The 26,204-nt window shown below is 69.5% G+C and carries 18 protein-coding genes, 1 pseudogene and 1 riboswitch; of the genes and pseudogenes, 7 read left to right on the top strand and 12 right to left on the bottom strand.

Going from position 1 to position 26,204, the window contains the following annotated elements; genetic code table 11:
* Positions 1–21 precede the first annotated feature (21 nt).
* Positions 22–1,119, bottom strand: a complete 1,098-nt coding sequence (locus tag ACQP2T_RS16565) for a PrsW family intramembrane metalloprotease (protein ID WP_433517022.1) — start codon at positions 1,117–1,119, stop codon at positions 22–24.
* An 80-nt stretch (positions 1,120–1,199) separates the two neighbouring features.
* Positions 1,200–2,399, bottom strand: coding sequence for an amidohydrolase (locus ACQP2T_RS16560; RefSeq protein WP_433517021.1), 1,200 nt, complete (start codon positions 2,397–2,399; stop codon positions 1,200–1,202).
* Between the two features lie 169 nt (positions 2,400–2,568).
* Here ACQP2T_RS16560 and ACQP2T_RS16555 point away from each other — a divergent pair, with 169 nt between their 5' ends.
* Positions 2,569–3,060 carry a TIGR03618 family F420-dependent PPOX class oxidoreductase gene (locus ACQP2T_RS16555; protein WP_433517020.1) on the top strand — a complete coding sequence of 164 codons (492 nt, stop codon included), beginning with the start codon at positions 2,569–2,571 and terminating at the stop codon, positions 3,058–3,060.
* Here the strand turns inward: ACQP2T_RS16555 and ACQP2T_RS16550 are convergent.
* The gene (locus ACQP2T_RS16550; protein ID WP_433517019.1) at positions 3,002–4,414 is read right to left on the bottom strand and encodes an MFS transporter; all 1,413 of its coding nucleotides are present in this window, start codon (positions 4,412–4,414) and stop codon (positions 3,002–3,004) included. The genes ACQP2T_RS16555 and ACQP2T_RS16550 overlap by 59 nt on opposite strands.
* Before the next feature lie 462 nt (positions 4,415–4,876).
* Here ACQP2T_RS16550 and ACQP2T_RS16545 point away from each other — a divergent pair, with 462 nt between their 5' ends.
* Positions 4,877–5,695 carry a maleylpyruvate isomerase family mycothiol-dependent enzyme gene (locus ACQP2T_RS16545; RefSeq protein ID WP_433517018.1) on the top strand — a complete coding sequence of 273 codons (819 nt, stop codon included), beginning with the start codon at positions 4,877–4,879 and terminating at the stop codon, positions 5,693–5,695.
* 29 nt (positions 5,696–5,724) lie between these two features.
* On the opposite strand, the gene ACQP2T_RS16540 is transcribed toward ACQP2T_RS16545, so the two are convergent.
* Complete coding sequence (locus ACQP2T_RS16540) at positions 5,725–6,216, bottom strand: MarR family winged helix-turn-helix transcriptional regulator (protein ID WP_433517017.1); 492 nt, start codon at positions 6,214–6,216, stop codon at positions 5,725–5,727.
* Positions 6,217–6,261: 45 nt separating this feature from the next.
* On the opposite strand from ACQP2T_RS16540, the gene ACQP2T_RS16535 reads away from it, so the two are divergent.
* Both ACQP2T_RS16535 and ACQP2T_RS16530 read left to right on the top strand, forming a co-directional pair.
* Complete coding sequence (locus ACQP2T_RS16535) at positions 6,262–7,224, top strand: EamA family transporter (protein WP_433517016.1); 963 nt, start codon at positions 6,262–6,264, stop codon at positions 7,222–7,224.
* A 49-nt stretch (positions 7,225–7,273) separates the two neighbouring features.
* Positions 7,274–7,915, top strand: a complete 642-nt coding sequence (locus ACQP2T_RS16530) for an NAD(P)-dependent oxidoreductase (protein WP_433517015.1) — start codon at positions 7,274–7,276, stop codon at positions 7,913–7,915.
* 92 nt (positions 7,916–8,007) lie between these two features.
* On the opposite strand, the gene ACQP2T_RS16525 is transcribed toward ACQP2T_RS16530, so the two are convergent.
* The gene (locus ACQP2T_RS16525) at positions 8,008–8,835 is read right to left on the bottom strand and encodes a helix-turn-helix domain-containing protein (RefSeq protein WP_433517014.1); all 828 of its coding nucleotides are present in this window, start codon (positions 8,833–8,835) and stop codon (positions 8,008–8,010) included.
* Positions 8,836–8,893: 58 nt separating this feature from the next.
* A riboswitch (cyclic di-AMP (ydaO/yuaA leader) is annotated at positions 8,894–9,030 on the top strand.
* A gap of 3 nt (positions 9,031–9,033) precedes the next feature.
* On the opposite strand from ACQP2T_RS16525, the gene ACQP2T_RS16520 reads away from it, so the two are divergent.
* Positions 9,034–9,669 (top strand): C40 family peptidase, encoded by a 636-nt coding sequence (locus ACQP2T_RS16520; RefSeq protein WP_433517013.1) that lies wholly within the window; start codon positions 9,034–9,036, stop codon positions 9,667–9,669.
* Between the two features lie 25 nt (positions 9,670–9,694).
* Here the strand turns inward: ACQP2T_RS16520 and ACQP2T_RS16515 are convergent, their stop codons facing one another.
* The gene (locus tag ACQP2T_RS16515) at positions 9,695–10,390 is read right to left on the bottom strand and encodes a GNAT family N-acetyltransferase (protein WP_433517012.1); all 696 of its coding nucleotides are present in this window, start codon (positions 10,388–10,390) and stop codon (positions 9,695–9,697) included.
* Positions 10,391–10,480: 90 nt separating this feature from the next.
* On the bottom strand, positions 10,481–11,983 hold the full coding sequence (locus ACQP2T_RS16510) for an alpha/beta fold hydrolase (protein ID WP_433517011.1): 1,503 nt from the start codon (positions 11,981–11,983) through the stop codon (positions 10,481–10,483).
* Positions 11,984–12,141: 158 nt separating this feature from the next.
* Between ACQP2T_RS16510 and ACQP2T_RS16505 the strand changes: the two are divergent.
* Positions 12,142–12,258, top strand: a pseudogene (locus tag ACQP2T_RS16505) (NlpC/P60 family protein); the annotation flags it as partial.
* 170 nt (positions 12,259–12,428) lie between these two features.
* On the opposite strand, the gene ACQP2T_RS16500 reads toward ACQP2T_RS16505, so the two are convergent.
* The 3 genes from ACQP2T_RS16500 to ACQP2T_RS16490 form a co-directional block, all read right to left on the bottom strand.
* Entirely contained in the window at positions 12,429–12,815 is a 387-nt protein-coding gene (locus tag ACQP2T_RS16500) for a hypothetical protein (protein ID WP_433520029.1), read from the bottom strand.
* Positions 12,808–18,861: an RHS repeat-associated core domain-containing protein gene (locus ACQP2T_RS16495; RefSeq protein WP_433517010.1), complete on the bottom strand. Its 6,054-nt coding sequence runs from the start codon at positions 18,859–18,861 to the stop codon at positions 12,808–12,810. Before ACQP2T_RS16495 ends, ACQP2T_RS16500 begins: the two co-directional genes overlap by 8 nt.
* 76 nt (positions 18,862–18,937) lie before the next feature.
* Complete coding sequence (locus tag ACQP2T_RS16490; RefSeq protein WP_433517009.1) at positions 18,938–22,933, bottom strand: LamG-like jellyroll fold domain-containing protein; 3,996 nt, start codon at positions 22,931–22,933, stop codon at positions 18,938–18,940.
* 540 nt (positions 22,934–23,473) lie between these two features.
* Between ACQP2T_RS16490 and ACQP2T_RS16485 the strand changes: the two genes are divergently transcribed.
* A complete protein-coding gene (locus ACQP2T_RS16485; protein WP_433517008.1) occupies positions 23,474–23,836 on the top strand; it encodes a nuclear transport factor 2 family protein in 363 nt (120 codons plus the stop codon).
* Here ACQP2T_RS16485 and ACQP2T_RS16480 read toward each other — a convergent pair.
* Positions 23,833–24,084, bottom strand: coding sequence for a LuxR C-terminal-related transcriptional regulator (locus tag ACQP2T_RS16480; RefSeq protein ID WP_433517007.1), 252 nt, complete (start codon positions 24,082–24,084; stop codon positions 23,833–23,835). The genes ACQP2T_RS16485 and ACQP2T_RS16480 overlap by 4 nt on opposite strands.
* Before the next feature lie 112 nt (positions 24,085–24,196).
* The gene (locus ACQP2T_RS16475; protein WP_433517006.1) at positions 24,197–26,044 is read right to left on the bottom strand and encodes a BTAD domain-containing putative transcriptional regulator; all 1,848 of its coding nucleotides are present in this window, start codon (positions 26,042–26,044) and stop codon (positions 24,197–24,199) included.
* Positions 26,045–26,204: the final 160 nt, after the last annotated feature.

Below are 26,204 nucleotides of genomic sequence, written 5' to 3'. Positions count from 1 at the left end.
CCTCCAGGTGGAGGACGGTGGCTACCAGCGCCGGGCCCTGCTCAAGGCGTCGAGCAGGACGTCGCGCTCGGCGGCGAACCCGGCCGGGTCCACGCCTTCGCGCTCGGCGCGCAGGTGCAGCATGGTCAGCTCGGTCGCCACCTGCTGGTAGTCGCCCATCGCCTGACCGAGCCCCGCGCCCTTGGCCCACTTGCGCGCGGACCGGCGGGCGGACAGGGTGCTCAGCATCTTGATGTCCGGCGGGGTGAAGAGCCCGGTGGGCTGGTACGCGGGCAGGTAGGTGCCTATCTTGGCCACCAGTTGCCTGCGCTCGCGTACGGTCACCAGGACGAGCCCGATGAGCGCGCCCATGATCACCAGGTAGGCCGCGCCCAGCCAGCCGAGCGACTGGAGCGTGGCGGTGCCGTTCCAGAGCCCGTGCAGGAGGACCGCGCCGAGGTAGCCGAGCGGGATGGCCGCGAACCGCGCGGGGCCACGGCGGGTGAGCGCGTACGCGACACCGAGCCCGGTCATCGCGGTGTAGACGGGGTGACCGAGCGGGTCGATCAGCCCTCTGATCACGAACAACTGTACGGCCCCGCCCACACCGTCCTCGGAGAACGCGCCCACGTAGTAGCCCACGTTCTCGACGGTCGCGAAGCCCAGGCCGGCCATCGAACCGTAGACGATGCCGTCGGTGAGCCCGTCGATCTCCCGCCTTCTGACCAGGAGCAGCAGCAGCGCCGAGCCCTTGAGCGCCTCCTCGATCACCGGGGCCAGGTAGACCGTCCCCAGCACGTCGACGGTCTGCTCGCCGTAACCGGCCCTGGCGAACATCGCCTGGCCGGCGAGGGTCAGCACGATGCCCAGCACGATCGCCACGCCCGCGCCCCACGCGAACGCGAAGCCCAGGTGCAGCCCCGGCTCGGGCTCCAGCCGGTCGAGCGAGAGCACCGCCGCGAGCAACAGCGGCAGGGGCGCCAGTGCCAGCAGCATCGACAGCCCGAACCCGATCGGGCCGCCATCCAGCAGCATGCCGACCAGCACGATCACCGCCAGGGCGCTCGAGATCACCAGGCAGATCAGCAGCGCCTTGCTGGGCCGCTGCGGGAGCGAGGAAGGTCGGGTCCCTACTGTCATCGCCATACCTCTTTTCGGACGGGCTCCCACTATGAATGAGGCCCGTCGACAGACGCTTGACGATTACTTGCCGACCTTGATCACCTCGCGGCTTCCCGGTAGTAGGGATCGGCGACCCCGTCCGCGTACGAGTACACCTCGCGGCCGTCGACGAAGACCCGCAGCGCCCGGCTCATGATGTCCAGCGGGTCGCCGGACCAGATCACCACGTCGCCGTCGAGCCCCGGACGCAGGGCGCCCACCCGGTCGTCGAGGCCCATGATGCGGGCCGGATTGACGGTGATGGACCGCAGCGCCACCTCCCGGTCCAGCCCCTCCTTGACCGCCAGCGTCGCCTGGTGGACCAGGAAGTGGATCGGCACCACCGGATGGTCGGTGGTGATCGCCAGCTCGACCCCGGCGCGCGCGAGGATGCCCGGATTGCGCAGCGAGCGGTGCCGGAGTTCAACTTTGGAACGGCTGGTGAAGAGCGGCCCGATGATGACCGGAATGCCGCGCTCGGCCAGCACGTCGGCGATCAGGTGCCCCTCCGTGCCGTGGTTGATCACCACCCGGTAACCGAACTCGTCCGCCAGCCGCAGCGCGGTCGCGATGTCGTCGGCCCGATGCGTGTGCTGGCACCAGGGCAGCTCGCCGTCAAGGACCCGTACGAGGATCTCCAGCGTGGCGTCGCGATCGAACGGCTTGCCCTCGTCGTCGGCCGCGGCCCGCCTGGCCCGGTAGTCCTGCGCCTTCATGAACGCGTCACGGATCACCGCCGCCACGCCCTGGCGGGTGGCGGGCAGCCGGTTCTGGTCGCCATAGACACGCTTGGGATTCTCGCCGAGGGCGCTCTTCACGCTCACCGGCTCCCGGATCAGCATCTCGTCGACGGTCCGGCCCCAGCACTTGACCGCCACCGTCTGGCCGCCGATGGGGTTGGCCGACCCCGGCTTGATCACGGCGGTGGTGACGCTGCCGGAGAGCGCGTCGGCGAAGCCCAGGTCGGCCGGGTTGATGGCGTCGAGGGCGCGCAGGCGGGCGCCGTTGGGGTCGGTCTTCTCGTTGGTGTCCTGGCCGGCCCAGCCCTCGGCCTCCTCGTGCACGCCCAGGTGGCCGTGAGCCTCGACGAAGCCCGGCAGCACCCAGCCACCGGCCGCGTCGACGACAGGGGTCCCCGGCGGTATCTCGACCTCGCGGCCGACCGCGGCGATCTTCCCGTCCTGGATCAGTACGGTGCCGCCCTCGATCGGGTCGCCATCGACCGGCACGACATATCCGCTGGTGATCGCAAGATTCATAACAGCAACCTACCTTGGCCGATATTTCGGCATATAGCAGTCGCAGCGCTTCGCTCCTTGACCAGGGCTTGGGTAGGGTTTCGGCAACAGGGGCCTTCAGCGATAAGGGCCTTCAGCAATGAGGGCCTTCAGCAATAAGGGCATTCGGCAATAGGCAAAGGAGATTCAATTGGCCGAGGATCAGGCCGCCTACGAGCCCGGCCCCAGCAGCCTGCCGGACGAGGACCTGTCCCACCTGCTCAGCCAGCAGCGCTTCGGCGCGCTGGCCACGCTGGGCGCCAACGGCCGCCCGCACCTGTCGACCGTCGTGTACGACTGGGACTCCGACCAGCGGGTGGTGCGCGTCGCGACGGTCGACGGCCGACTCAAAGTACGCCAACTGCACAAGGACCCACGCGCCGCCCTGTACGTGGCCAGCGACGACTTCTGGTCGTACGCCGTGGCCGAGGGCCTGGCCGAGCTGTCGCCGGTGAGCGTCGAGCCCGGCGACGAGGTGGGCCGGGAGCTGCTGGCCATGCGGTCGGGACGGCCGGCGGGCCTCGAAGACCCGGTCGGCGCGACCGCGTTCCTGGGTCAGGCGGTCGCGGACCGGCGGCTGGTGATCAGGCTCCGGGTGTCCCGGCTGTACGGGACGTCGCTGCCGGCGCCGCCCGCCGAATAGCCCGGCGCCTGTTGTAGGCCACCACCGCGACCACGGCGAGGATGAGCGCCAGATCTATGGCGGCCGACCAGCGCATGGCCCCGGTGTAGTCGCCGCCCTTCGCGGCCGCGAAGAAGACCGCCCCGATCACCGCGACCCCGCCCGAGCCGCCGAACTGCTGGGCCGTACTGAGGAAGCCCGAGCCGATACCTGCCTGGTGCGGCGCGACCTCCACCAGCGCCGCCCCGATGAGCTGCGGGATCACCAGGCCGTTGCCGAGCCCCACGAGCACCAGCGCGGCCATGATCCACGGCAGCCCGGCCCCCGCCGTGCCCAGCAGCAGCGCCAGGCCCGACGCGGTCACGATGCCGCCGATCATGACGACGATCAGGCCGTACCTCCCGACCAGGCGGGTCCCCAGCAGCGAGCTGATCGTGAACAGCACGCCCATCGGCGCGAACGCCAGCCCGGCCTGGAACGCGGTGAGCCGCAGCCCGCCCTGGAGCAGCAGCGTCAGCGTGAACATGAACGAGGCGAAGTAGGCCATGAACGCGGTGATCGCGCCGACGCCCGCCAGGTAGGAGTGCACCTTGAGCAGCGCCAGGTCCAGCACCGGCTGACCACCGCGCCTGCCCAGCACGTACTGCCAGCGCAGCGTCAGGCCCAGGAGGGGCAGGCTCGCGCCGATGCAGATCCACGTCCAGGCGGGCCAGCCCGCGCCGTTGCCGAGGCCGAGCGGCACCAGGACCAGCGCCAGCCCGGCGGCCAGCCCGGCCGCGCCGAGCAGGTCCAGCCGCGCGCGCCCGGCCGGCTCGACCCTGGGCAGCAGCCAGGCGGCCAGCGGCACCACGACCAGGCCGACGGGCAGGTTGATCAGGAAGATGACCCGCCAGCCCAGCCCGAACAGGTCGGCCGACAGCAGCAGCCCGCCCAGCACCTGGCCGGCGATCGAGCCGAGACCACCGGCCGCGCCGTACCAGCCCACGGCGCGGCGGCGCTCGTCCGGCGGGAAGACCGCGGAGATCATGGCGAGCACCTGCGGCACCATCGCCGCACCGGCCAGCCCCTGCAGCAGGCGGGCGGCGACGAGCTGGGCCGGGTTCAGCGCGATGCCGCACAGCAGCGACGCGATCGTGAACGCGACCACGCCGCCGATGAACATCCGCCGGTAGCCGTACCGGTCACCGAGCCGCCCGCCGGTGATCATGCCCGCCGCGTAGGTGAAGGCGTAGCCGCCCACGATGAGCTCCAGGGCGGCGGGGCTGGCGTGCAGCTCGCGTTCGAAGGACGGCGCGGCGACGTTGACCACGAAGAAGTCGAACTGGGCCATGAACCAGGCGGACAGAAGCACGGCCAGCGTCCCGCCGAATCTCATTCCAACCACGCTAGTGGGGTGGCCCCACAGGGTTTCCCGGGGGGGGTTCGTCCTACGACCGTCTCAATCCGTGTGACGGTCTGTGGTGGCTGGGGTCCTTAGGAGAGATACCTCCTCCGGAGGAGAAGAGGAACCGGCCCATGGTGGCTGGGGTCCCTTGGGAGGGATGCCCCGTCCGGAGACAAAAACGCACGGTCCCTCGTGGCTGGGGTCTCTCGGGAGGGCTACCTCCTCCGGAGGCGCGGAGGAGGACGGCCCGTCGTGGCTGAGGTCCCTAGGGAGCGATACCTCCTCCGGAGGCGCGGAGGACGACGGCCCCTCGTGGCTGGGCGGACACCCCTTCGGAGGAGCGGAAGAAGGCGGCCCGTCCCGGCAGAGGCCCCGGGAGGGACACCCCCTCCGGGGGGCGGAGGTTCGTGGGTGCCGCTGGCGGGGAGCGGGTGGGGCGGGCAGAGTGAAGGCATGGATCATCTTTCCCACTTCGGCCAGGAGATCCGCGCGTTCGAGGCGGCGTGCCGGGCCGCTGACTCCGGTCTGGTGCCGTCCTGTCCGGGCTGGGGCGTGCCCGATCTTGTCATGCATCTGGGCGGCGTGCACCGCTACCTGGTGTGGGTCATCGGCGACCGTCTCACCGAGCAGCCGGATCCCGCGGACCTGTCCTTCCTCGGTCTGCCGGCCGATCCGGTGGGCTGGCCGGATCCGGCGGGGGCACCGGCGACCGGGCCGCTGCCGGCCGGGCTGCTCGACTGGTTCGCGGAGGGCGCCGCCAAGCTGGGGGCCGCGTTCGCCACCACGGATCCGGGTGTGCCGGTGTGGACGTGGTCGGGTGAGCAGAGCGTCGGATTCTGGTTGCGGATGCAGACGATCGAGGCGGCCATCCACCGCTGGGATGCCGAAATGGTGGCGGGGACCGCCGGGCCGATGGACGCGGAGCTGGCGGCCGACGCGGTGGGGCAGACGCTCGAGGTGATGGCCCCGGCCCGGCGGGCCTGGACGGCGGCGCCGCCCGGAGCGGGAGAGACGTACGGCTTCCGGCAGAGCGACGGGCCGGGGCGGTGGACGGTCCGCTTCGACGGAGATGACGTGAGCCTCGTAGACGAGACCGACGTGAGCCACGTAGAAGGGGCCGACGTGGAATCGGACGGCTGTGACGTGGAGGTGGTCGGGACCGCGTCGGACCTCATGCTGTTCCTGTGGCACCGCATCCCGTACGAGCGGCTCGACGTGCACGGTGACCGGGCCGTGCTGGACCGATACTTCACCCTCGTCCCACCCGTCTGAGCGATCCCCCGGCATGCGGTGTTCGCCGTTCAGTCCAGCGTGTCGCCCAGTGACTCCAGGAGCTCCTTGAGCTCGCCGGCCAGGGCGGCGCGCCGGGGCTCGGGGAGCGCGGCGAGCAGGCGGCGCTCGGTCTCGACGTGATCGGGCAACACCCGGTCGATCAGCTCCCGCCCCTCTTCGGTGAGGGCGACATAGACGACTCGGCCGTCCTTCTCGCTGGGCGTACGGGACACCAGGCCCCGGGACTGGAGGCGGTCGAGGCGCTGGGTGATCGCCCCCGAGGTGACCATGGCCGACTTCATGAGCTCGGCCGGGGTCAACGACCGTCCATTGCGCCGCAGCGTGGCGAGCACGTCGAACGACGCCGAGTCGAGCCCGTGAGCGCTGAACGTACGGGTCAGCTCCGTGCCGATCAGCCGCGACAGCCGTGACAGCCGCCCGATGATCGCCATCGGCGACACATCCAGGTCAGGCCGCTGCTCGGCCCACTGCTCCAGCACCCGGTCAACATGATCAGTCACAACTCCACCCTATCGGATGTCTTAGCGGTGAGATACATTGTCTTAGTGCTAAGAAATCGACTTGCCCTGATCATGGTGACCGCGCTGGCCCCGGCCTTCTGGGGGACCACCTACCTCGTCACCACCGAACTGCTGCCGCCCGGCCGCCCGCTCCTGGCCGCGGTCGTCCGGGCCCTGCCCGCCGGGCTGCTGCTCCTCCTGCTCACCCGGCGCCTGCCGCAAGGAGTGTGGTGGTGGCGCGCGTTCGCGCTCGGCGCGCTCAACATCGGCTTGTTCTTCGCGCTGCTGTTCATCGGCGCGTACCGGCTGCCCGGCGGGGTGGCCGCGACCATCGGCGCGGTGCAGCCCCTCCTGGTCGCCGGCCTGTCCTCCGGCCTGCTCGGCGAGCGCCTGTCCGCGCGTACGGCGATCGCCGCCGTGGCGGGTGTGGCCGGTGTCAGCCTCCTCGTACTGCGGGCCGACGCCCGGTTGGACGCCGTCGGCATCGCCGCGGCGGCCGGGGGCGCGATCGTCATGGCCACCGGAGTCGTCCTCAGCAAGCGGTGGACCTCACCGGCGCCCCTGCTCGCGACCACCGGCTGGCAGCTGGTGGCCGGCGGCCTGCTGCTGCTCCCGGTGGCCCTCCTCGTCGAAGGACCGCCGCCCGCCGCACTGACCCCGGCCAACCTGACCGGGTACGCCTACCTCGCCGTCATCGGCTCGGCCGTCGCCTACTCCCTGTGGTTCCGGGGGATCCGCGCCCTCTCCCCCACCCACGTCACCTTCCTCGGCCTGCTCAGCCCGTTGGTGGCCACCGCGCTGGGCTGGCTCGCCCTCGGCCAGTCGCTCACCATCGCCCAGATCGTGGGCGGGCTCGTCGTCGTGGCGGCCCTCATCGCGGCCCAGACCAGCCGCCCTCGTCGCGGCCCAGAGCCTCATAACGACCCAGACCCTCGTAACAGCCCAGAGCAGAAGCCGTCAGGTCAAGCGGACGCGCACGCCGGTGATCGTCTGATCCCCACCCCCTGACCGTCCGATCCCCACCCCTTCATCTCTTACTGCCGATCAAGGAGAAAGCATGCGCATCACCGTGTTCGGAGCGGCGGGCAGCGTCGGCTCTCGCGTGGTGGCCGAGGCGCTGTCCCGTGGCCACGAGGTCACCGCCGTCGTACGCGACCCGGCCCGCTTCCCGTCACTGCACCCCGGCGCCCATCCCCAGGTCGGCGACGCCGCTCATGTCGAGGACGTGACCAGGCTCGGCACCGGTCGGGATCTCGTGATCAGCGCGACCCGCCCGCCCACCGGCCGCGAGCACGATCTCGTCACGACCGCCAAGGCGCTGCTGGCGGGGCTCGCGGGGACCGGCGTCCGGCTGCTGCTCGTCGGCGGGGCGGCCGGGCTGACCGTTCCCGGGTCCGGCGGGCGTACCGTGCTCGACGACCCGCGCTTCATGTCCGACGCCTACCGTGACATCGCGCTGGCCTGCGACGACCAGCTCAAGGCATGCCGCGCGGAGACCGGTGTGGACTGGGCGTACCTGAGTCCGGCCGCGCTGCTGGCGCCGGGCGAACGTACCGGCGTCTACCGGCTGGGGGCCGACGAGCTGCTCATGGACGCCGAGGGGAACTCGGCGATCTCCATGGAGGACCTCGCGGTCGTGCTGCTGGACGAGGCGGAACGACCCACGCACCACCGGGTCAGGTTCACCGCCGCGTACTGACGCCACCCGGCGCCACGAACGGCAGCCGGCATCGCTGACGTCAGCGGACGTCAGCCGCCCGCGCGGCGGGCCCGCACCATCCGGCGGCGGCATCAACGGTTCCCGATCAGCCGTGTGGTCTCGTCGTCGGCGGGGAAGTACGCCTCGACGGCGACCCCTTCGAGGGTGATGTCGAACGCCGCGCCGAACGTCGTGATCGTACTGAAGAAGCAGAGCTCGTCCCCCCGATGCGTGATCCGTACGGGCAGCGCGATGTCGGCGGGGTCGGGCAGCGGCGCCTCGCCATCGTCTCCATAGGCCAGCAGCTCCTCGTAGAGCGCGCTCAGCTCCGGATCCCCCGCACGGGTGACCTGCCTGGCGAGCCGGGGCAGCAGGAACCCGCGAACCTGCGCCAGGTTCCGCACGCGCGGCGCGAACCCGTCCGGGTGCAGGCCGAGTCGCATCATGTTCACCGGCGGCTCCAGGAGGGCCGGGGCCACGTCGTCGAGGAAGACGTTCATGGCGTCGTTGGCCAGGAGCAGGTTCCACCGGTGGTCCAGAGCCATCGCCGGATACGGCTCGTGCCCGCGCAGGATCCGCTGGAGCGCCTCGTGCGCCTTGCCCAGGTCGGGGTCGTCAAGCGGGCGCTCGGGGTAGATGGGCGCGTACCCGGCCGCGAGCAGCAACCGGTTGCGCGCACGGAGCGGCACATCGAGCTGCTCGGCCAGGCGCGACACCATGGACCGGCTGGGGATCGTCCGCCCGGTCTCGACGAAGCTGACGTGGCGCGCGGACACGTCGGCCTGGAGGGCCAGGTCGAGCTGCGTGAGCCCGCGCCGGTGCCGCCAGTCCCGCAGTAGGTCCCCTATCGGCTGATCCATGTGCATAGTGGCCGGTTCTACCTGGCCCGCCGGGGTGGTGTCGATTACCTGCCATGTCATGCCCGCCTCGTTGACTGCCCGATTTTAGACAGTTTACAAGCCTTTGACCGTTTTGTTAGTGTTCGTCCCGCCTAATCCACTCACCCGCGTGGAGCCGGGGACCCAAGTTCCCTCTGGGGCGAATCGGCATCGCCGTAGGGCCACTTCCAGGCCCGAGCCCGTCAGCTAACCCGGTAGGCCGTATGGAAGGACACAGCAGTGGCTCCCCTCGCCATCTGCCTGGCGGCTGCCGTCGCCGGGCTCACTCTGGCCGCTCCGGCTCACGCCGCCCCCACCACCCCGGCCGACCCCACCACCCCTGCCGGCCCCACCACCCCTGCCGGCCCCACCACCCCTGCCGGCACCGAGAGCAAGCCCGTCCAGCCGATAAGCCAGACCACTCCGGCCTGGAAGGTCGCCCTCAAGTTCGCCATGAAGAAGCGCGGCATCCCGTACGTCTGGGGCGGAACCAGCGACAGCGGCTACGACTGCTCCGGGCTCATGCTCAGGGCGTACGAGCGCGCCGGGATCGAGTTGCCGCGCACCACGACGGAGCAGTACGCCGCGTACTCCAAGAAGATCTCCTGGGACCACCTCAAGCCAGGCGACCTGGTCTTCTTCCACGGGCTCGGGCACGTGGGAATGATCTCGAAACCCGGATACATGGTGCACGCACCGCACACCGGAGACGTGGTCAAGGAGGAGAAGCTCTCCGACTGGCGCAGGGACTCGTTCGCGGGCGCCGTACGGCCGGACCCCAAGGGCGTGCGGCTCTCCATCGAGCAACGCAAGACCGCCATGCTGGCCACCAGCCTGCGGCCAACGGCGGGGGCCCTGCAGATCAAGGTCCGCTAGCGCCCCGGCTCAGCGACGGAAGCCGTCACGGCGTGCGGAACCCCCGGAAGGTCACGGGCTTGCGGGTCTCGAAGCCGAGCCGCTCGTACAGGGCGATCGCGCCGGTGTTCGCCTCGGCCACGTGGATGAAGGGCCGTTCGTCACGAGCCACGATCCGCGTGACGAGCGCACCGACCAAGCGGGCGGCATGGCCTCGCCCGCGTGCCTCGGGGGCGGTGCAGACGGCGCTGATCTCTGTCCACCCCGGCGGCCGGAGTCGCTCACCCGCCATCGCCACCAGGGTGCCGTTGTCGCGGACGCCGAGATAGGTGCCGAGTTCGCGGGTACGCGGCCAGAACGGCCCCGGCTTGGCCCGCGCGACGAGGTCGAGCATCTCGGGCACGCTGTCCCTGTCGAGTTCGACCACCTCGGTGCCGGTCTCGGCGGGGCGGCGACTGCCGCCGGACCAGGTCATCTGGCGGCCTTCGAGGACGAAGACCGGCTCCCAGTCCGGCGGTGGCACCGACGCGCAGCTGAACATGTCGGCGAGCTCGCCGCGGCCGAGCAGCCGGGCGAGGTCGGCCCACTCCCGCTGATCCGGGTCGGCGGTCACCGCGGAGAAGGTCGCGACATCCGGCTGGTAGGTGGCCGCTCCGCCGAGCCGGCGGGCATGGTGCGCGTGGTGACCGCGCAGCGATGCGCCCACCGGGTCATCGAGCGCGGTGGCGTCCCGGTTCGCCATGGTGCTGTGCCTCTCGTGTCGTACGGGGCTGACGCCGGCCCAGCCGGCCGGCGATCAGGTCCAGCCGGTCATCCTACGGGCACAAGGCAGCTACTTCGCCCGGCTGGAAAGCGGCGAGTGGCAGGTGATGTCGGCGGCGGGCAGGGTGCCGTCGCCGAAGTAGGTGTTCACCGCGTTCTCCACGCAGATGTTCGGCAGGCGGCCGAAGATGCCGTGCATGCGCACATCCTGAAGGGTGACCAGGCGGGAGGCGGACATCGCCCGGTGCAGGTTCACGCCTTCCTGGTAGACGGTGCGGGTGTCGCGGGTGGCCTGGACGATCAGGGCGGGGACATCGTTGCGCACGATGGTTCTGGGCTCGCGGGGCGGCGCCCAGAACGCGCACGCCGTGATGTTGTTCGCGTACGGTCCGAACACCGGCTGGTCGGCCCGGCTGTGCTGGATGTTGCGCCAGTACCATTCCGGATCGCGCGGGACGGCGGCGTCGCCGCAGATCACGGCCGCCTGGCTGGACAGGTCCCGCGGCTGCCCCTTCAGCATGAAGCGCAGTTCGTCGTCGAAGTCCTTGCTGGGCTGGATCGCCTTGCCCGCGGCCGCGTCGGCGATCTGCCGCACCCGTCCGGCCAGGTAGGGGTTGTAGCGGGCGTCGGGCAGCAGCGTGAACAGCGTCATGGGCAGAAAACGCTCGTCGAGGAGGTGCTCGCCGATGCGGATCGGCGACCTGGCCGACTGTTCGATCAGGTCCTCGACCCGGGCTCGCACCTGCTTCCCGGTCGCGCCGAGGTGGTATTCGGCGTCGCGGGCCGCGGTCCAGTCCGCCCAATCGTCGAGCGCGGCCTCGTTGAGCGGCGCGCTGTTCCTGATCGACCCGGCCATGTAAGCGGCCGGATCGATCGCGCTGTCCAGCACGATCCGGTCGCTGCGCCGCGGGAACATCTGGGTGAAGACCGCGCCGATGTAGGTGCCGTAGGACATGCCGAAGTAGGAGAGCTTCGTCTCACCCAGGGCGCCGCGGATGATGTCCATGTCCCGCGCGGTGTTGCGGGTGGTGATGTGGGCGATCCTGTCGCCCTCCTTCCGCGCGCACCGTCGCGCGAGATCGGCCTGAGTCCGTACGGAGTCGAGGAAGTCTCCTCTGTCCAGCCCGGCCGACCAGAGCATGTGCCCGATGGGCCACGCGCAGTCGATCGCTTCACTCCGCCCGACGCCCCGGGGATCCATGCCGATCAGGTCGCAGCGGGAGGTGACCTCGGGACTCATCGCCCCTCTGATATAGAGCATGAAGTGCAGGCCCTCGCCGCCGGGTCCACCGGGGTTGGAGAGCATGGCCCCGCGCCGGTGCTCGGTGTCGGTCGCCTTGAGCCGGGAGATCGCCACCTTGATCGTGCGGCTCCGCGGCTCGGCGTAATCCAGCGGCACCGTGACCTCGGCGCATTGGGCACCCGCCTGGTCCAGGGCGGCATCCCCGCAGGCTGTCCACTCGACATCCTGCTCGTAGAAGCGGCTTAAGGTCTCGGCGCCGGCGACCCCGGTCCCGGTCAGCACCCCGGCACCTACCGCCAGCGCGGCGAGCACAGCAGCTACCCGTTTCATTCATCGTCCTCAGATAAGGGGATTTTGGGTACGCCACAGCCCTTGGGCGCACCTCAATGGCATGCAAGCAACCGTAGTTGACTAATTTCCACTTAGTCAACCTGAGTTGCTTCTGTGCCTGAGTGTCGGGCAGGCGCGCCTTCATCTGCTCCGGGCTCATGCTCAGGGCGTACGAGCACGCCGGGATCGAGTCGCCGCACACCACGACGGAGCAGTACGCCGCGCACTCCAAGAAGATCTCCTGGGACCACCTCAAACCAGGTGACCTGGTCTTCTTCCACGGCCTCGGGCGCGTGGGAATGATCTCGAAACCCGGATACTTGGTGCACGCACCGCACTGCGGGCGGCCCGCGCCCTCAGCTGCAGATTCCCGCCCCGTAGCGCCTCGGCGGGTCGCCGTCTCCGGCAACCGCTCGACAGCGGCCGGCCGGCGAGCGGATGGAGGTCACACGGTTCTTCTCGTCTTCTCCTCCTCCACCAGCCATGGCGGCTTGGCCTTCTGCGGCGGCCGGTACAGCCGTTTGACGGTGATCGCCAGCGGGACGAGCGAGACGACGATGAGCAGGACCACCACCACGTCGAGGACGTCACTCTGGGGGAGCCAGCCGTAGGCCAGCGCCAGGGTCCACATCGCCAGAGCGATGGCGGCGGGGCGCTGGGCGAAGCCGAGGTTGCGGAACTCCCTGGGCAGCTCGTGATCGAAGTAGCGGCGCGACCAGCCACTGGCCGCGCCCGCCCGGTGGAAGCGGGCGTGGTTGACGAGCGCGGCGACGGCCGCGAGGGCGGTGACGAGCACCGCCCACACGGGCGCCTGGGGGAAGGCGTCAGCCAAAGAGCTTGTTCCATCCCTTCTTGATTCCGGAGCCGATGGATTTGGCGGCGTTGATCACGGGTTTTCGGGCTTTGTCGTAGCCCCAGATGGCACCGTCGCCGACCCAGCCGCCGACCACGCCGCCGACGACCGCTCCGCCGAAGCCGCAGGCGACCGCGAGCGTACCCGCGCTGACCGAGCCGCACGCCCCCGCCGCCACGGTGGCCCCCAGATAGGAGCCGCCGGCGGCGAAGCCGCCGCGAACGGACGCGCGGGTGACCTTCTCACCGGTGTTGAGGTCTTCGCGGCCGGCGTCTCTGGACCATTGGGTGAGCCCGCCGTCGACGGCGGTGGCCACGAAGCCGAATCTGTTCAGGATGCCTCCGGCCTTGCCCAGGCGGCCGGCCCACTTGATGGCGCGAGCCTCCGTCCGCAGGGCCCTGACGTCGTACCACTTGCCGACAGCGCTGAAGAGCCAGCGGAAGCCGACCCAGCCCTTGGGCATGTTGCGGGCGGTGTTCCTGAGCGCGTCGGCCTTGGCCATGCCGTTGAGGAAGACGCTCATGCTGCCCTGGTTGAAGTACTCGGATCCGGCGCCGAGGCCGTAGGCGAGCCAGCCGAGCGCGGTGACCTTCTTCGGGTTGACCGAGGACCAGAGCGTGTCCTGCGTGGTCTTCTGCAGCGGAGTGTAGACGCCGCCGCTGGGGCCGGAGCGGTGCGGCGCGCCGCCACCGCCGCCGCCTCCACCACCGTGACCGCCGCCACCGCCGCCGTTCCCGCCGCCGCCGAGGAGCGAGAGAAGCCCGAGCAGGAAGAGGACCCACCACGCCCACCACCACTTGCCGTCCGGGTCGGTGAAGGTGACCGGGTTGTTGTTGGCGTAGGAGTAGCCGTTCATCTGCTGCGGATCCTTGTGGTCGATGACCGGGTCCACGCTGATGAAGCGGCCGATGACGGGGTCGTACTCGCGGGCTCCCAGATGCACCAGGCCTGTGGCGGAGTCGTCGGTGCCGCCGACGAAGCCGCGTTCACTCGGCCACGCACCGCCCTGGAGTTCGCCCCTGAGCTGGCCGAACGGCTTGTACCTGCGCTGGGTCACGGACTGCGTGGCCGCGTCGATGGCCAACTCCCCCGTGCCGTGGTGATCGTTGGCCACGAAACTGACGCCCTTGACCGTCCTGACCGCGACCTGGACGGTGTCGTGGACGTAGAAGCGGGTGCCCTCCACCTTGTCGGCCGCCTGGTCGAGGCGGAGCTCCATGCCGGGCAGGTAGAGGGTGGTACTCCCGGGGTCGCGGCGCAGCAGCCGGTTGCCCTCGACGTCGTAGACGTAGCTGCTGACCTTGCCGCCCTCGGTGACCTTGCTCAGCCTGCCTTCGGCGTCCCATTCAAGCTTCTGGGCGTTGCGGCTCGTGGTGTTGCCGATGGCGTCGTAGGTGAAGGTGTCGGTCCGCGCTCCGGCCGCGCCGGTCTGCTCCACCGAGGTCAGCGTGTGCGGCTGGGGCGAGCCGGGCGCCGGGTAGCGGTACGTACGGACGGTGTCGGTCGTGCCGTGTTCGACCTCCTTGGTACGGTTGCCGGTCACGTCGTAGGAGAAGGACTGCCAGTACGGCTGGGACCCGCCCATGGTGGGGGTCTGCGCGCACATGGCAGTGGCCTGGGTCCACGCCTCGGTGAGCCGGCGCAGGTGGTCGAAGGTGAAGCACTGGGTGTCGGTGCCGTTCCTGGACGTGTCGGACGCGCGCAGCACGTTGCCCGCGTCGTCGTAGGTGTAGCTGACGTTCCTGTCGACGCCTGCCACGTCCTCGCGGTCGGTCCTGGCGGAGGCCAGACGCTGGGTGCCGTACTCGTAGCTGTTGGTGATCCAGACCTTCTTGCCGCCGGTGCTCAGCTCGTACTGCTCGGGCTTGCCGGTGAGGCTGTGGACGGACTTGGTCACATAGCTGGTCAGACCGCTCGTCGTGGTGGGCCTGCGCAGGTCGTCGTAGGAGTACACGACGGTCTCCGCGGCCAGGCCGCCGGCGGCGGGGAAACTGTTCGACTGCACGGTGCCGTCGAACTTGTAACGGGTGTCGAACACGTACGAGCCCGCCAGCGAGCCCTCGGAGGAGGGGACGCTGACCGTGGTGCGAATGGCCCGCTCCATGTTGTCGTAGGCGTTGACGGTGATCGTGTACGCCTGGCCGCCGTCGTACCTGGTGGTGCTGGACAGCTGCCCCTTGTGCACGGTGTCGTAGGTGCGCGAGGTCAGCAGCGGCCCGGTCGGGCCGTCCTTCCTGGTCTCCAGCTTGCGGCCGAGCGCGTCGTAGGAGGTGAACACCTTCTGCCCGCGCGCGTCCTCGGTGGTGATCAACCGATCCAGGTCGTCGTACGTGAGGCGGCTCGTCCCCTTGTCGGGGTCGTCCACCCGGATCTCCCGGCCGCGGACGTCGTAGGTGTGGTTCCAGACGTTACCCGCGGGATCCTTGACGGTGGCGAGCTTGCCCAGCGGCGTGTAGGTGTAGGTGGTCTTGTCGTAGTCGCCGGTGGGATCGGAGCCGTGGTACTGGCGCACCTCGGCGAGCTGGTCGCGGGCGTCGGTGTAGCTGGTCGTGGCGGTGTCGCCGGCAGGCGGATCCACGGTGATCCAGTTGCCGCCGTACGTGGTGGTGGTGCGCCACCGCTCCCGGGTCTCGCCGTTGCCGACGAGGAACCGCTCCAGCGTGCGCCGGTTCCGGCCGTCGTACTCGAAGGCCTTCTGCGACTCGACGTTGCCGTCGAACGCGCCGAACAGCGTGGTGGACGGAGCGCCCGTGGAGTAGTACTGGCCGTACTCGCGGGCGACGTTGCCCCGCGTGTCGTAGAACTTGTCGCTGATCAGCCGGCCGCCGTCGGGGCCGGGCTCCTGCGTCTGGCGCAGCCGCTGCCAGCCGTCGTACAGCTCGTACGTGGGCGGTGCCTGCCCGCCGTCGGCGGTCAGCCGGCGGGTGCCGATGGCGATGATCTCGCCGTCGACGATGCGGTAGCTGAACTCCAGGTTGGGGGTCTGGTCGGCCTTGGACCGGTCGGCCATCCAGACCTTGAGCAGCCGGCCGAGCGCGTCGTACTCCTGGTCGACCCGCCGGTTGTTGGCGTCGACGCGCGCGGTCTCCGCGCCGAAGGCCGGGTCGCGCTCCTCGGAGGTGACGTGCGCGCCCGTGGGCAGGGGCGGGCCGGTCACCTTCACCGCCGTGGTCACCCCGTTGGTATCGGTATAGGCCGTGGTGGTGACGTTGCCCATCGCGTCCTTGGAGGTGAGCTCACGCCCGTAGCCGTCGAACGTGGAGCTTTCCGTGGCCACGTACGCCGGCTTGCCCGCGTCGAATCCCGCGAGCTTCTCGCTCGTGGAGATGTCGCCCTTCGCAGGCGCGGCGGCGAGCGCGCCCCCGTCGTAGTAGGTGCGGTTGTCCTCGATGAGGTGCTTGGCGGGGTCGGGGGTGACCGAGCAGGCGACGGAGACGGTCTCCATGCGGGCGACCAGGTTCAGGATCCAGGCGTTCTCGTTGCGGGCGTACGTGGTGCGCGCGCAGCGGTCGTCGTCCGCGGTCGCCAGGTCTCCCAGATCGCTGAGCGTGGTGGCCAGCCCGGCCGTCGTCTCGTACGTGGTGTTCGTCTCGGTCTCGCGCCACTTGTCCGAGCCGAGCGCGGTCCAGGTGTGGGTCTTGCCGGTGCCGACGAGGTTGGCGGTGACCGTGCCCCAGCTCCTGGTGCGGCTGGCGGTCTGGTGCCGCCACGGCGTGTTGACCGTCTTGACCTCGGCGGTCCCGCCGGGCTTGGTGTATTCGACCTTCTTCAGTTCGAAGCCCTGAAGGGCGTCGTGGTCGACGTGGCTGCCGCCCTCGCCGTCGGAGACGGTGACCCGTTTCTCTCCGCCGGAGGCGTCGAGGCGGTCGCCGTCCATGCCGCGCAGGTACCAGGTGTCGGTCTGCGAGCGCAGGTCGCCCTGCCCGCCGGCCTCGACCCGGACGTGGCCGTAGCCGCGCCACTGCGACCAGGTCTTGTACTTCTCCTTCGTCATGCCGTCGTCGTCGTCGAAGTGCCAGGCCGCGCCGTCCAGGTACTCGTACGTGGTCAGCATGTCGGGCGACTTGGCCGTCCGGTCGCTCCGCACGACCTGCGTGACCACGTACTTGTGGAACCAGTCGGTGATCGGGTCCTCGTGGCCGGCGGGCGTCCACTTGACCGGGAAGCAGCGCCTCGTGTTGGTCTCCGGCTTGGGCAGCGAGTCCAGCGTGCAGTCGGGCTCGGAGTAGTTGACGTCGATCTGGCCGCCGGATTCGTCGTAGATCGCGCCGATTCGGTACTTGATGTACGGGGCGATGTCGTCGCCCAGCTTGTCCACCCGGTTGGGCAGCTGAACGTGGTTGAAGGTGACCGGCGGCAGCGTGATCGGCGGGGTGGCGGCGTGCCCGGTGTGCTGGATCGACTTGACCAGCAGCGCCTTGTCGATGTCGGCGTCGCCCCACAGGTGGTCGATGGCCCAGGAGTCCACGTCACGGTAGGCGCCGTCGGCCTTGATCACCTGCGTCGTGACCTTGGTCAGCCGCTTGCGCGACCAGAACGTGGGCGCCAGCGTGCCCTTCGTGCCCTTGCACTCGGTCTCGGCCGCGCAGTTGAGGTCGAACGGAACGTCGGGCCACATCGTCGGCCGGTCGTCGATCTTGTCCGCCGCGCAGTCGAAGTCAGAGGTCGGCACGCAGCGCTCGGAGACGCCGAACAGCACCTTGGCCGGGGCCTTCGCGGTGAACAGCGTGTCGGAGCGCTGGCCGTACTCGATCCGGTCGAGCCAGCCGCCGCGGTCGTACGGGGTGTCGTCGGCGGGCTTGAGGTTGCGGCCGTAGCGGTTCGTCTCCTGGGTGTACCAGTAGCTGATGGCGTTGCCGTGCGGGTCCACAACGTAGTCGAGGTTCCACCGGTAGGCCTGCTGGCACCACGAGGAGGCGAAGGAGTCGCCGTGGCAGGGCTCGCCGGAGTCGTCGCCGAACACCGGGTGCGTCCACGCCGACCTGGTCTCGGCCTTGCCGCTGGACCAGCCGGGCAGGCGGTTGAGGCCGAAGAAGTACTGCACGCCGTCCGGCGTGGTGACCTTCCAGTACTCGCCGTTGTCGTCGCCGTTGCCCTTGCCGGTGTCCTTGAGCCGCTCGACCTTCGTGCCGTCGTCGGACTTCATCCGCCAGGTGTCGTCGCCCGCCTGGACCAGCTCGCCGCCCTTGCCGTTCCAGCTGATCACCGCGTTGTCGTAGCCCCAGCACAGGTCGCCCGGCGGAGTGCCCCACTCGTCCTTCGGCGCGCCGTCGTCGGCGCACGGCTTGTACTGCCGCTGGATGTAGCCAGGCCAGAAGTCGAAGCCCTCACCCACCCAGGACGGCTGGTTGTTGGTGTTGGAGGTGCGGCCGTCCATGGAGCCGGACGAATACGACAGCTCCACCTTGGGTGCCAGCTCGCCGGGCACCGGCGGCACGCGCATCGGGTACGTCCAGGAGAAGTCACCCGATTGCTCCGAGACGTCCCAGCTCGCCGACGGCGCCAGTTGGGTCGCCTTGTAGTCACCCTTGTCGCTGGATTCGCCCGCGACCGCGGCCACGACGGTCTCCCCCGTCGCCGCGAACGTCTGAGCCCGCGCGTCGCCGAGCTCGGTCCCGGTACGGCAGCCGGGGGCGTCAGGCGTCGTCACCGCGCAGGCGGGCAGCCGGACCAGGTGCAACCTGCTGGCATACGATCCGCCGAACCGGGCGGCGGCCGCCTTCCTGTCCAGTTTCACCTTGGCGGTGCCGTCCGGCGCCGTCACCTCGAACAGCAGGCCGTCACCCGGCAGCTGCCGTACCTTGGTGCCCTCCAGCGCCTTCACGACCGGCTGCTCCTCCGCGGGGCCGGCCGTGGATTTCCCCGCGGGATCGGGTAACCGGGGTTTCGCGGTGACGGGCTTGCCCGTGACCACACGTTCCTTGCTGTGGACCCCCGGCCGGTTACTGATCTTGACATCGGCCTGGGCCGTCCGCGGAGCCACCAGCGACCCCGCGAACACCACCAGCGCCGTGAAAATGGACAACCTACGCTGCGCAACGCGGTACATGGACGTCCTTCCGCCCGGCCGCCCCATGGGGCGGCCGGGGTCGGTTAACAGGTCAGGGGCCGGTGTCGGTGTCCAGCTCGGCGCCGCCGGCCAGCATCTGGATCTGCTCCTCGGAGGCGATGCCCTGGAAGGCCCACACGTCGTCGATCACGCCGGGCCAGTACTCGCCCCAGACGCCGTCCGACTTGCTCCGGCCGAGTTGCAGGCCCTTGCCCGCGTTGAAGCCGCGGACGTTGAAGCGCCAGGACGCCTGGTCCTCGGTCTGCTCGAGCTCGCCGTTGACGTAGAGCCGCATCTGGTCCTGGAAAGCGTCATAGACCAGCGCGACGTGGTCCCAGGAGAAGCCGGACTGGAAGGCCGAATGTTCGGCGGTCGGTCTGGCGGCTCCGCTCTCGTCCTTGTCTGGGATCTCGATCTGGTAGCCGCCGGCGTTGGCCGGGTCGGCCGCGTCGGGCCGGTAGCGCAGCGTGAACGCGCTGTTCACCGCGCCCTCTTCGCTGAGGATCGCCGCCGGGCCGGTCGGCCGTCCCGCGGTGGTCACCCAGCCGGCGACGGTGAAGCTGTCGTCGGTGCGGATGGCGGGCACGGAGGTGGCGGCGTAGTCGCCATCCCCGTCCAGCACCAGGCCGCCGGGCGGGGTGCCGACCCAGCCGGCGCTCTGGTCGATGCGCGCGTTGCCGTACAACGTGACGTGCCGGCCCAGCGGGCTGTCGTCCGCCGCGATGGTGAGCGGGGAGCCGCCGGCCAGCGTGGCGATCTCCGAGTCGGTGACGATCTGGTCGAACAGCCGCACCTCGTCGAGGTCGCCGGGGAAGAACGAGCTCGCCGAGCCGTACCAGCCCGCACCGATCATGACCGGGCCGCTCGCGTTCCAGCCCGTGGTGAACGCGGTCGTGGAGTTGAGCTTGCCGTTGACGTACAGCTTGATCTGCTTGGCCGTGGCGTCGTAGACGCCGGCCAGGTGTGTCCACACACCGCCCTGCGGGACGGCCGTCGACTGCGCCCTGACGATCGTCGCCGAGGTGGTGTCGTTGCCGTACCTGTTGAAGATCCAGCGGTCGTAGCTGGAGGAGTAGTAGATCTCGAAGCCGTTGCGCGCCGTGCCCGCCTGGGTGGCGATGATCGCGGCCTGTTTCGGCTTGGTGGCCGGGAGCTTGGCCCAGGCGGTGACCGTGAAGCTCTTGGTGGTGTCCAGCACGGACCCGGCGGTCTTGAGATAGCCGGTGGTCCCGTCGGGGTGCGCGGCGAGGCCCTGCCGACCCGCTGTCCCGAAGGTGACCGTGCCGACCTTGGTCGCCGGGTACAGGCCGTTGCTCTCCTCGGCCCGGGTGGCGCCCGCCGCCTCGTCCAGCTTCCAGTACGCCTTGCTGTCCCGGACGGCCGAGGCCGAGTCGTTCAGCTTCCACCTGGCCTTGACCACCGGGTGCTGGGTGAACAGGTCGCCGATCTCCTCAGTGGTGATGATCCGGTCGAAGAGCCGGACGTCGTCCATCTCCCCTGAGAAGAAGTTGCCGAGCCCGCCGTCGTAGGAGGTGACGCCCAGGTGTACCGGGCGGCCGGCCGCCCACGGAGTGGTGAAGGCGGTAGTCGCCTCCAGCCTGCCGTTGACGTACAGCTTGATGTTCTTCGCGACCGAGTCGTAGACGCCGACCAGATGTGCCCACTCGCCGCCCTGCGGAGAGGCGGCGCCGACGGCTCTGGTGATGGTGGCGCTCGTGTTGTCCGCGCTGAGCCGGTTGAAGATCCACCGGTCGTACGACGCGGAGTAGTACAGCTCGAAAGCCGGGCGGGCCACGCCGGGCTGGGCGACCAGGACACCGGTGCCGGGTTTGGTCTCGGGCAGCCTCGCCCAGGCCGACACGGCGAAGCTCTTGGCGGTGTCGAGCACGGGAGCCGCGGTCACCGCGTAGCCGGTGCTGCCGTTGGTCTGCATGGCGGTCTTGGAGACCCCGTCCACACCGAGCGTCACCCCGCCGTTGAGCGTCGCGGGGAAGGCCCCGGTCGCGTCCGCGACCTGCGTGGATCCGTCGGGCTCGTCCAGCTGCCACTCGGCCTTGGCGGGCGATCCGGTCTTCACCCTGAACGCGTAGCGGCCGATCTCGCTGTTGTTGCCCGCCGCGTCGAACGCCTGCACCGTGATGTAGTTGACCCCGGCGTGGTCGGGGGCGACGTCCAGTGTCACCGGGCCGCCCGCGGCGGCCGGCTTGCGCTCGATCGCTTGCGTGGGGTTGCCGTTGATGCCGAACCAGTATTTCGTCACGTCCGCCGAGGCCGAGTCGGCGGTGAACGCCCCATACCTGCCCACGCCGTCGTACCACGGGTCGGCCTCGTTCTCCGGATCGGACTCCGGATAGGCCGTCGAGCTCACGACCGGGGCCGCGGGCACGTTCTTGTCGTAGGTGAAGTAGCAGGCCGTGGCATCACCGGTGTAGCTCCACGGGCTGTACTGGAAGCCGTCCCAGGTCCGCACCGCCCACGAGATCGTCTTCTTCTCCGGGATCGTCGTCGGCAGCTTCACCTGGAACGTCGAGCCGGTGGTCTTGGGGCCGACCTTGCCCGACTGCCACTTCACCGCGCCGTCCCACGAGGCCACGAACTCGGCGTAGACCTTCTTGGCATCCGCGGAATCGGCGTCGTGCAGCACCGCGTACAGGGTCGGCGGCACCCGCACGGCCGGGGCGGGAGAGTACACGCACTTGCCGCCCGGACTCATCGTCAGGTTCGACTGCTTCGGCTGCGGTGGCGGGGTGTTGTAGTTGACCCGCAGCCAGGCGTCGTCGGCGAAGCGCTTCCAGCCGTACGCGTCCGTCTCATAGCCGGCGCGCAGCCCGAACGTCGTCGTCGACCACTTGCCCGACGAGGCCTTCTTCACCGCCGCGGTCGCGTCGAACTCCACGTCACCGGCCGGGCAACTGGACGACCAGCCCTTGGCCACGTCGCGCGTGTCGAGGTGGTCCTGCCAGTTGTCGTCGGTGGAGTTCCAGGTCGAGCCGTCGCCGAACGCCTTGGTCAGCCAGAGCTGCACGGTCCTGCCGTCACAGGAGTACGACCAGGTCTCCTTGGCCACGAACTCGGCCGAGATGATGTACTTGCCCGCGTACGCGCTGGTCGGCATGCGGTAGAAGATCCGCTTGACGTCACGGGGCGCGCACTTGGAGTCGCCCTCGCACAGGCCCAGCCCCGCGTCGGACTTGCCGCCGAACTTGTAGTACGACTCGCTCGGGTACGTCTTCGACACGTACGCCCACGCGGACGCCTTGACCGTCTTCCACACCGGATCGATGTACACCGGGAACTGCGTGTTCGGGTCGTTCAGCAGCGCCGTGTCGGGGGTCAGCGTCAGCTTCTCGTCACCTACGGCCGTGCCCAGCTCGGCCACCCGCGACGACGTGGACGGCCCGCGGGCCAGATCCTCCTTCGCGGCGGCCTCGGGCCGGCGCGAATCCCACATGATCGCGCCGGGCGCCTCGAAGACCTTGCCGCCGCTGCCCTTGTCGACGGCGGTGAGCAGACCGCCCTCCGTGCTCCTGACATCCATGCCCTTGCCCGCCAGCCCCAATGTCAGCTTGGCCAGCGCGGGGTTGGCGGCCGCCTGCCGGTCCTTGACGACCAGGGTGTGCGCGAACCCATCCACATCCGCCCGCACCACGAGATCGACGCCTGTAAGCACCTCTCGGTAGAGCGCAGAGTCGCCCCGCAACTCCGGCTCTGGCAGCTTGCCCGGCCAGGTCAGCGCCATCTCCCTGCCCGCGTACGACATTCGCGCCAGCGGCGCGTCGCCGCCGCCGGAGACGGCCAGCCCGACGGTCGCCGCCTTCGGCCCGATGGATCCGTCGGAACGCCTCACCATCGTGGTGTCCGGCGCCGCCCAACCACCGTCCTGCCGGACCCGGACCGGCCGCAGATGCTCGACCGCGCTGAAGCTACCGTCCGGATTGGCGAAGACCTCCCTGCTCTCCCCCCGTTTGGAGAGCACCTCCACCTGCTTGCCCGACTCCCGGGCCAGCGCCCGAGCCGACTCGTCGGACGCCGCGACAGGGTCGGCCACCGAAGCGTGTGCCGGTGGTGTCTCCCTTGGACCATCGATGACCACTAATAGGGCAACCGAAAGTGACCAGACAGCACACAATGCTGCCCGGCTCCGTAACCCGGACATGGGCCTCACTTGGATAAGGCGGAACCATCCGTCCCGCGCGTCAGATCAATCGGCTTGATCATCAGCCAGCTGACAGCCCTAGTCAATATCTGTTTATGTGAAATTTATGGGATTTGCTAAGTCGGCAGGTCAATCCGCCCCCCGGACGGAGCCGGGAGCGGCGCGCGTAGAGATTTCATCAATATTCGGGCTTCGGCTATAGAAGCTTTACGAAATTCGGGCTTCGGCTATAGAAGCTGTCACAAGCAGCCACGTGCTCTCGCGAGAGACATTCGAGGCATGAGCGGAAGGACACTCGATCCGTGCTCCTCAGCGCGCGAGTGGTCCGCCTGGTCCGGCTCCCCTGATGCCATGTTCCATGGCCCTATCTGCGATTCGCCATTACCTGCGATGTAATCGACACCACCCCGCGGCCGCTGTCAGCGTTCTCCCATGACGAGCAGCAAAGAACTGATCATGTCCGGCTTCGCGGAGTTCGCCGCGGGCAACATCGAGGTGCTCCAGACACTTCTGCGCGAGGACTTCATCGAGCACAGCCCGGGCAACCCGTCGGGCAGGCGCGCCTTCATCGACTTCATCAGGGACTCCCCGGTGGCCGCCTCCCGGCTGGAACTCAAGCGGGTCGTCGCGGAAGGCGATCTCGTGGTGATGCACTATCACCTGATCCCCCGGGAAGGCGGGCGCGGCTTGGCGGTCGTGGACTTCTGGCGCGTCGAAGACGGCCTGATCGCCGAACACTGGGACGTGGTCCAGCCGGTCCCCGAACCGCGGGAAGTGCCACACGGCATGTTCTAGGGAAGCGGCTCGGCGGCGCCCGGTGGCCAGATGCCGACGTCCAGGAGCTTGTGGGCATAGGAGTACGCCACGAGCTGGCTCCGGTTGCTGCAGGCGAATCGGTCGAGGAGCTTGCTGATCCGCTCCGCCACCGTATATCTGCTGAGTTTCAGCTCGCGGGCGATTCTTGTCGTCGTGTATCCCCTGGCCAGCAGGACGATCAGCCGCGTGTCGCGATCGTTGATCAGATCGTCGAAAACAAGATCCATAGCAAGTCCCGATTCGGATCGCCTTGGCCAGAGGCGCCTCTGGTGAAAGCACCTCTGTGTGCAAGCTAGAAGCGTCTGCTTAATCAGCGGTATGGCCGGACCATGCGAGCGGTTAAGGATCGGCCCTGGCCAGCTGCCCTTGGAAAATCTCCTCGTAGAGATTCCTGAGTACAGGGCTGGGGTCGATGCCGAGTTCGGCCACGAGATGCCGGCGTACGGTCTCGAACTGCGAGAGCGCCTCCGGCGCACGGCCGCAACCGGCGAGAGCTGTCATCCTGGCCGCCACGAGCCGCTCACGCGCGGGAAAGAAGGGCACCAGGTCGTCGAGCCTGTTCAGCACCTCGACGTGGCCGCCCCGCTCGATCTCGAGTTCCGCCCAGTCCTCATTGACCGTGAGGTACAGGTCGGTGAATCTGCCGACCGCCTCATCGACCAAGGCGACACCCGAGAACTCCGCCAGCGGCTGACCGCCCCACAGGCGCAGGGCGTCATCGAGCACGGTCAACGCGGCATCGGCGTCGCCTCTGCGCCGCATGTCGCGGCCGGCGCCGGCCAGCCGCCGGAACCTGAGGAGGTCGAGCTCGTCCGGCCCGGCGTCGAGACGATATCCCCAGCCCTGGTAGGAGATCCGATCCCCGAAGCTCCGCCGCAACGCCGAGACGTAGACCTGCAGGTTCTTGCGTGCTGTGGGGGGTGGCCGTTCTCCCCACAAGGAATCGATCAGCTGGTCGGTCGGAACCACCTGGTTCGGGCGGGAGAGCAGGATGGCGGCCAGCAACCGGGCCTTCCTGGCGCTGACGTGCACGATCGCGCCGTCCACCCGCACCTCGAGCGCGCCGAGCACGCGCGCGTCCAAGCGCGCGGTCACGGCTTCGGCCCGCTTGATCCGGTCGGTGCCCAGCGCCAGGAATCCGGCCAGATCGATCGTCGCCGAACCCGCCCTGGCCACCTGGCGGTGGAGCGTACGCACCGTGGACAGCGTGGCGATGGAGACGTCGTCGACACCGGCCTTCGCCTCGAACCACCGCCAATCGCCGTCGCGATTGACTTCGAGGAACACCGGTCCCTGCCTGGTCAGCAGAAAGTCGAAGGCGCCGTAGCGCAGGCCCCAGATCCCGGCGAGCCGGTGCACCGCCTCCACCACGGGCTCCGGCGCCGCCGCCGGCGAGACGGTGACCGACGCCTCGTCGCGCCAGATCGCCTCCGGCGACGGTTTGCCGACGCGAAAGGCCCGGACCTCGCCGTCCACGAAGTAGACGCGCAGCTCCGCCCAGTGCTCGACGTACTCCTGGACGATCATGGGCGCGTCCCTCGCGGGCAGTTTCCTGGCCGCGACGCCGGCCACGATCTCCGGGAAGACCCCGTGCAGGGTGCCCGGTTCGGTCTCGACGAAATGCCGGTCGAGGGCCTTGACGATGACCCGGTCGCTGGCCAGCGCCGCGCTCGCCGCCCCCAGGTCGGTCGTGGCGATCGTTCGCGGGGTACGTACCCCTGCCTCCGCCGCGTCGTCCAGCTGAACCAGCCGCCCCAGATCGCTGCCACCGGGCAGCCGGGCGGCTGACAGCGACGACAGCTGGTCGATGAGGGCGGCCCACGAGTCGGCCCGGAACAGGGACGGCGCCGAGCCGTTCTCGCCCCGAACGGCCCGTGGCGAGAAGTGCCGTACCCAGGTGACGGTGGGGATGATGCGGCGCCCGTTCACCGTCAGCGAGCCGTCGTCGAGCCGGGTGAGGATCCGCAGGTCGCCGACCGACCCGGCGTCGATACGCACGCTCGGCACGCCGAGCGTGCGCAGCCCGCGCTGGAGCATGGCGAACTCGTTGATCCCCGCACGGTCCACGAGGACCACGCACGGCAGGGCGGCCGCCGGGTCGGTCTCCTCCGGGAGCTGCCAGGTCACGCCGGGACTTCCGGCCGGCATGCGCAGGGTGTACGGAATGCGCGAGTGAACCGGGTCCATGTGCCGATGATGATCACACGCGGCGTGGTCACACAACGTGCCCTCTGTCGTTCGGCATAACGCCCCGGATAGCCCACGTTTGTGGGGTTGTGTCACCCGCTGATCGCCGGTCCATACTCGACCTGCAACGCATCTCCAGCAGCCGACAACCCGCACGTTT

Origin of the sequence: Nonomuraea sp. CA-143628, from assembly GCF_050942315.1 — a bacterium.
GTDB lineage: Bacteria > Actinomycetota > Actinomycetes > Streptosporangiales > Streptosporangiaceae > Nonomuraea.
Note: the sequence above shows the minus strand (reverse complement) of the source record. Positions and strands in the feature narration are given on the sequence as shown.

What these genes read in the sequence shown, in the direction of transcription:
- ACQP2T_RS16565 (WP_433517022.1), bottom strand. Translation starts at nt 1,119, where the DNA reads ATGACAGTAGGGACCCGACCTTCCTCGCTCCCGCAGCGGCCCAGCAAG.
- ACQP2T_RS16560 (WP_433517021.1), bottom strand. Translation starts at nt 2,399, where the DNA reads ATGAATCTTGCGATCACCAGCGGATATGTCGTGCCGGTCGATGGCGAC.
- ACQP2T_RS16550 (WP_433517019.1), bottom strand. Translation starts at nt 4,414, where the DNA reads ATGAGATTCGGCGGGACGCTGGCCGTGCTTCTGTCCGCCTGGTTCATG.
- ACQP2T_RS16545 (WP_433517018.1), top strand. Translation starts at nt 4,877, where the DNA reads ATGGATCATCTTTCCCACTTCGGCCAGGAGATCCGCGCGTTCGAGGCG.
- ACQP2T_RS16530 (WP_433517015.1), top strand. Translation starts at nt 7,274, where the DNA reads ATGCGCATCACCGTGTTCGGAGCGGCGGGCAGCGTCGGCTCTCGCGTG.
- ACQP2T_RS16525 (WP_433517014.1), bottom strand. Translation starts at nt 8,835, where the DNA reads ATGACATGGCAGGTAATCGACACCACCCCGGCGGGCCAGGTAGAACCG.
- ACQP2T_RS16515 (WP_433517012.1), bottom strand. Translation starts at nt 10,390, where the DNA reads ATGGCGAACCGGGACGCCACCGCGCTCGATGACCCGGTGGGCGCATCG.
- ACQP2T_RS16510 (WP_433517011.1), bottom strand. Translation starts at nt 11,983, where the DNA reads ATGAAACGGGTAGCTGCTGTGCTCGCCGCGCTGGCGGTAGGTGCCGGG.
- ACQP2T_RS16485 (WP_433517008.1), top strand. Translation starts at nt 23,474, where the DNA reads ATGACGAGCAGCAAAGAACTGATCATGTCCGGCTTCGCGGAGTTCGCC.
- ACQP2T_RS16480 (WP_433517007.1), bottom strand. Translation starts at nt 24,084, where the DNA reads ATGGATCTTGTTTTCGACGATCTGATCAACGATCGCGACACGCGGCTG.
- ACQP2T_RS16475 (WP_433517006.1), bottom strand. Translation starts at nt 26,044, where the DNA reads ATGGACCCGGTTCACTCGCGCATTCCGTACACCCTGCGCATGCCGGCC.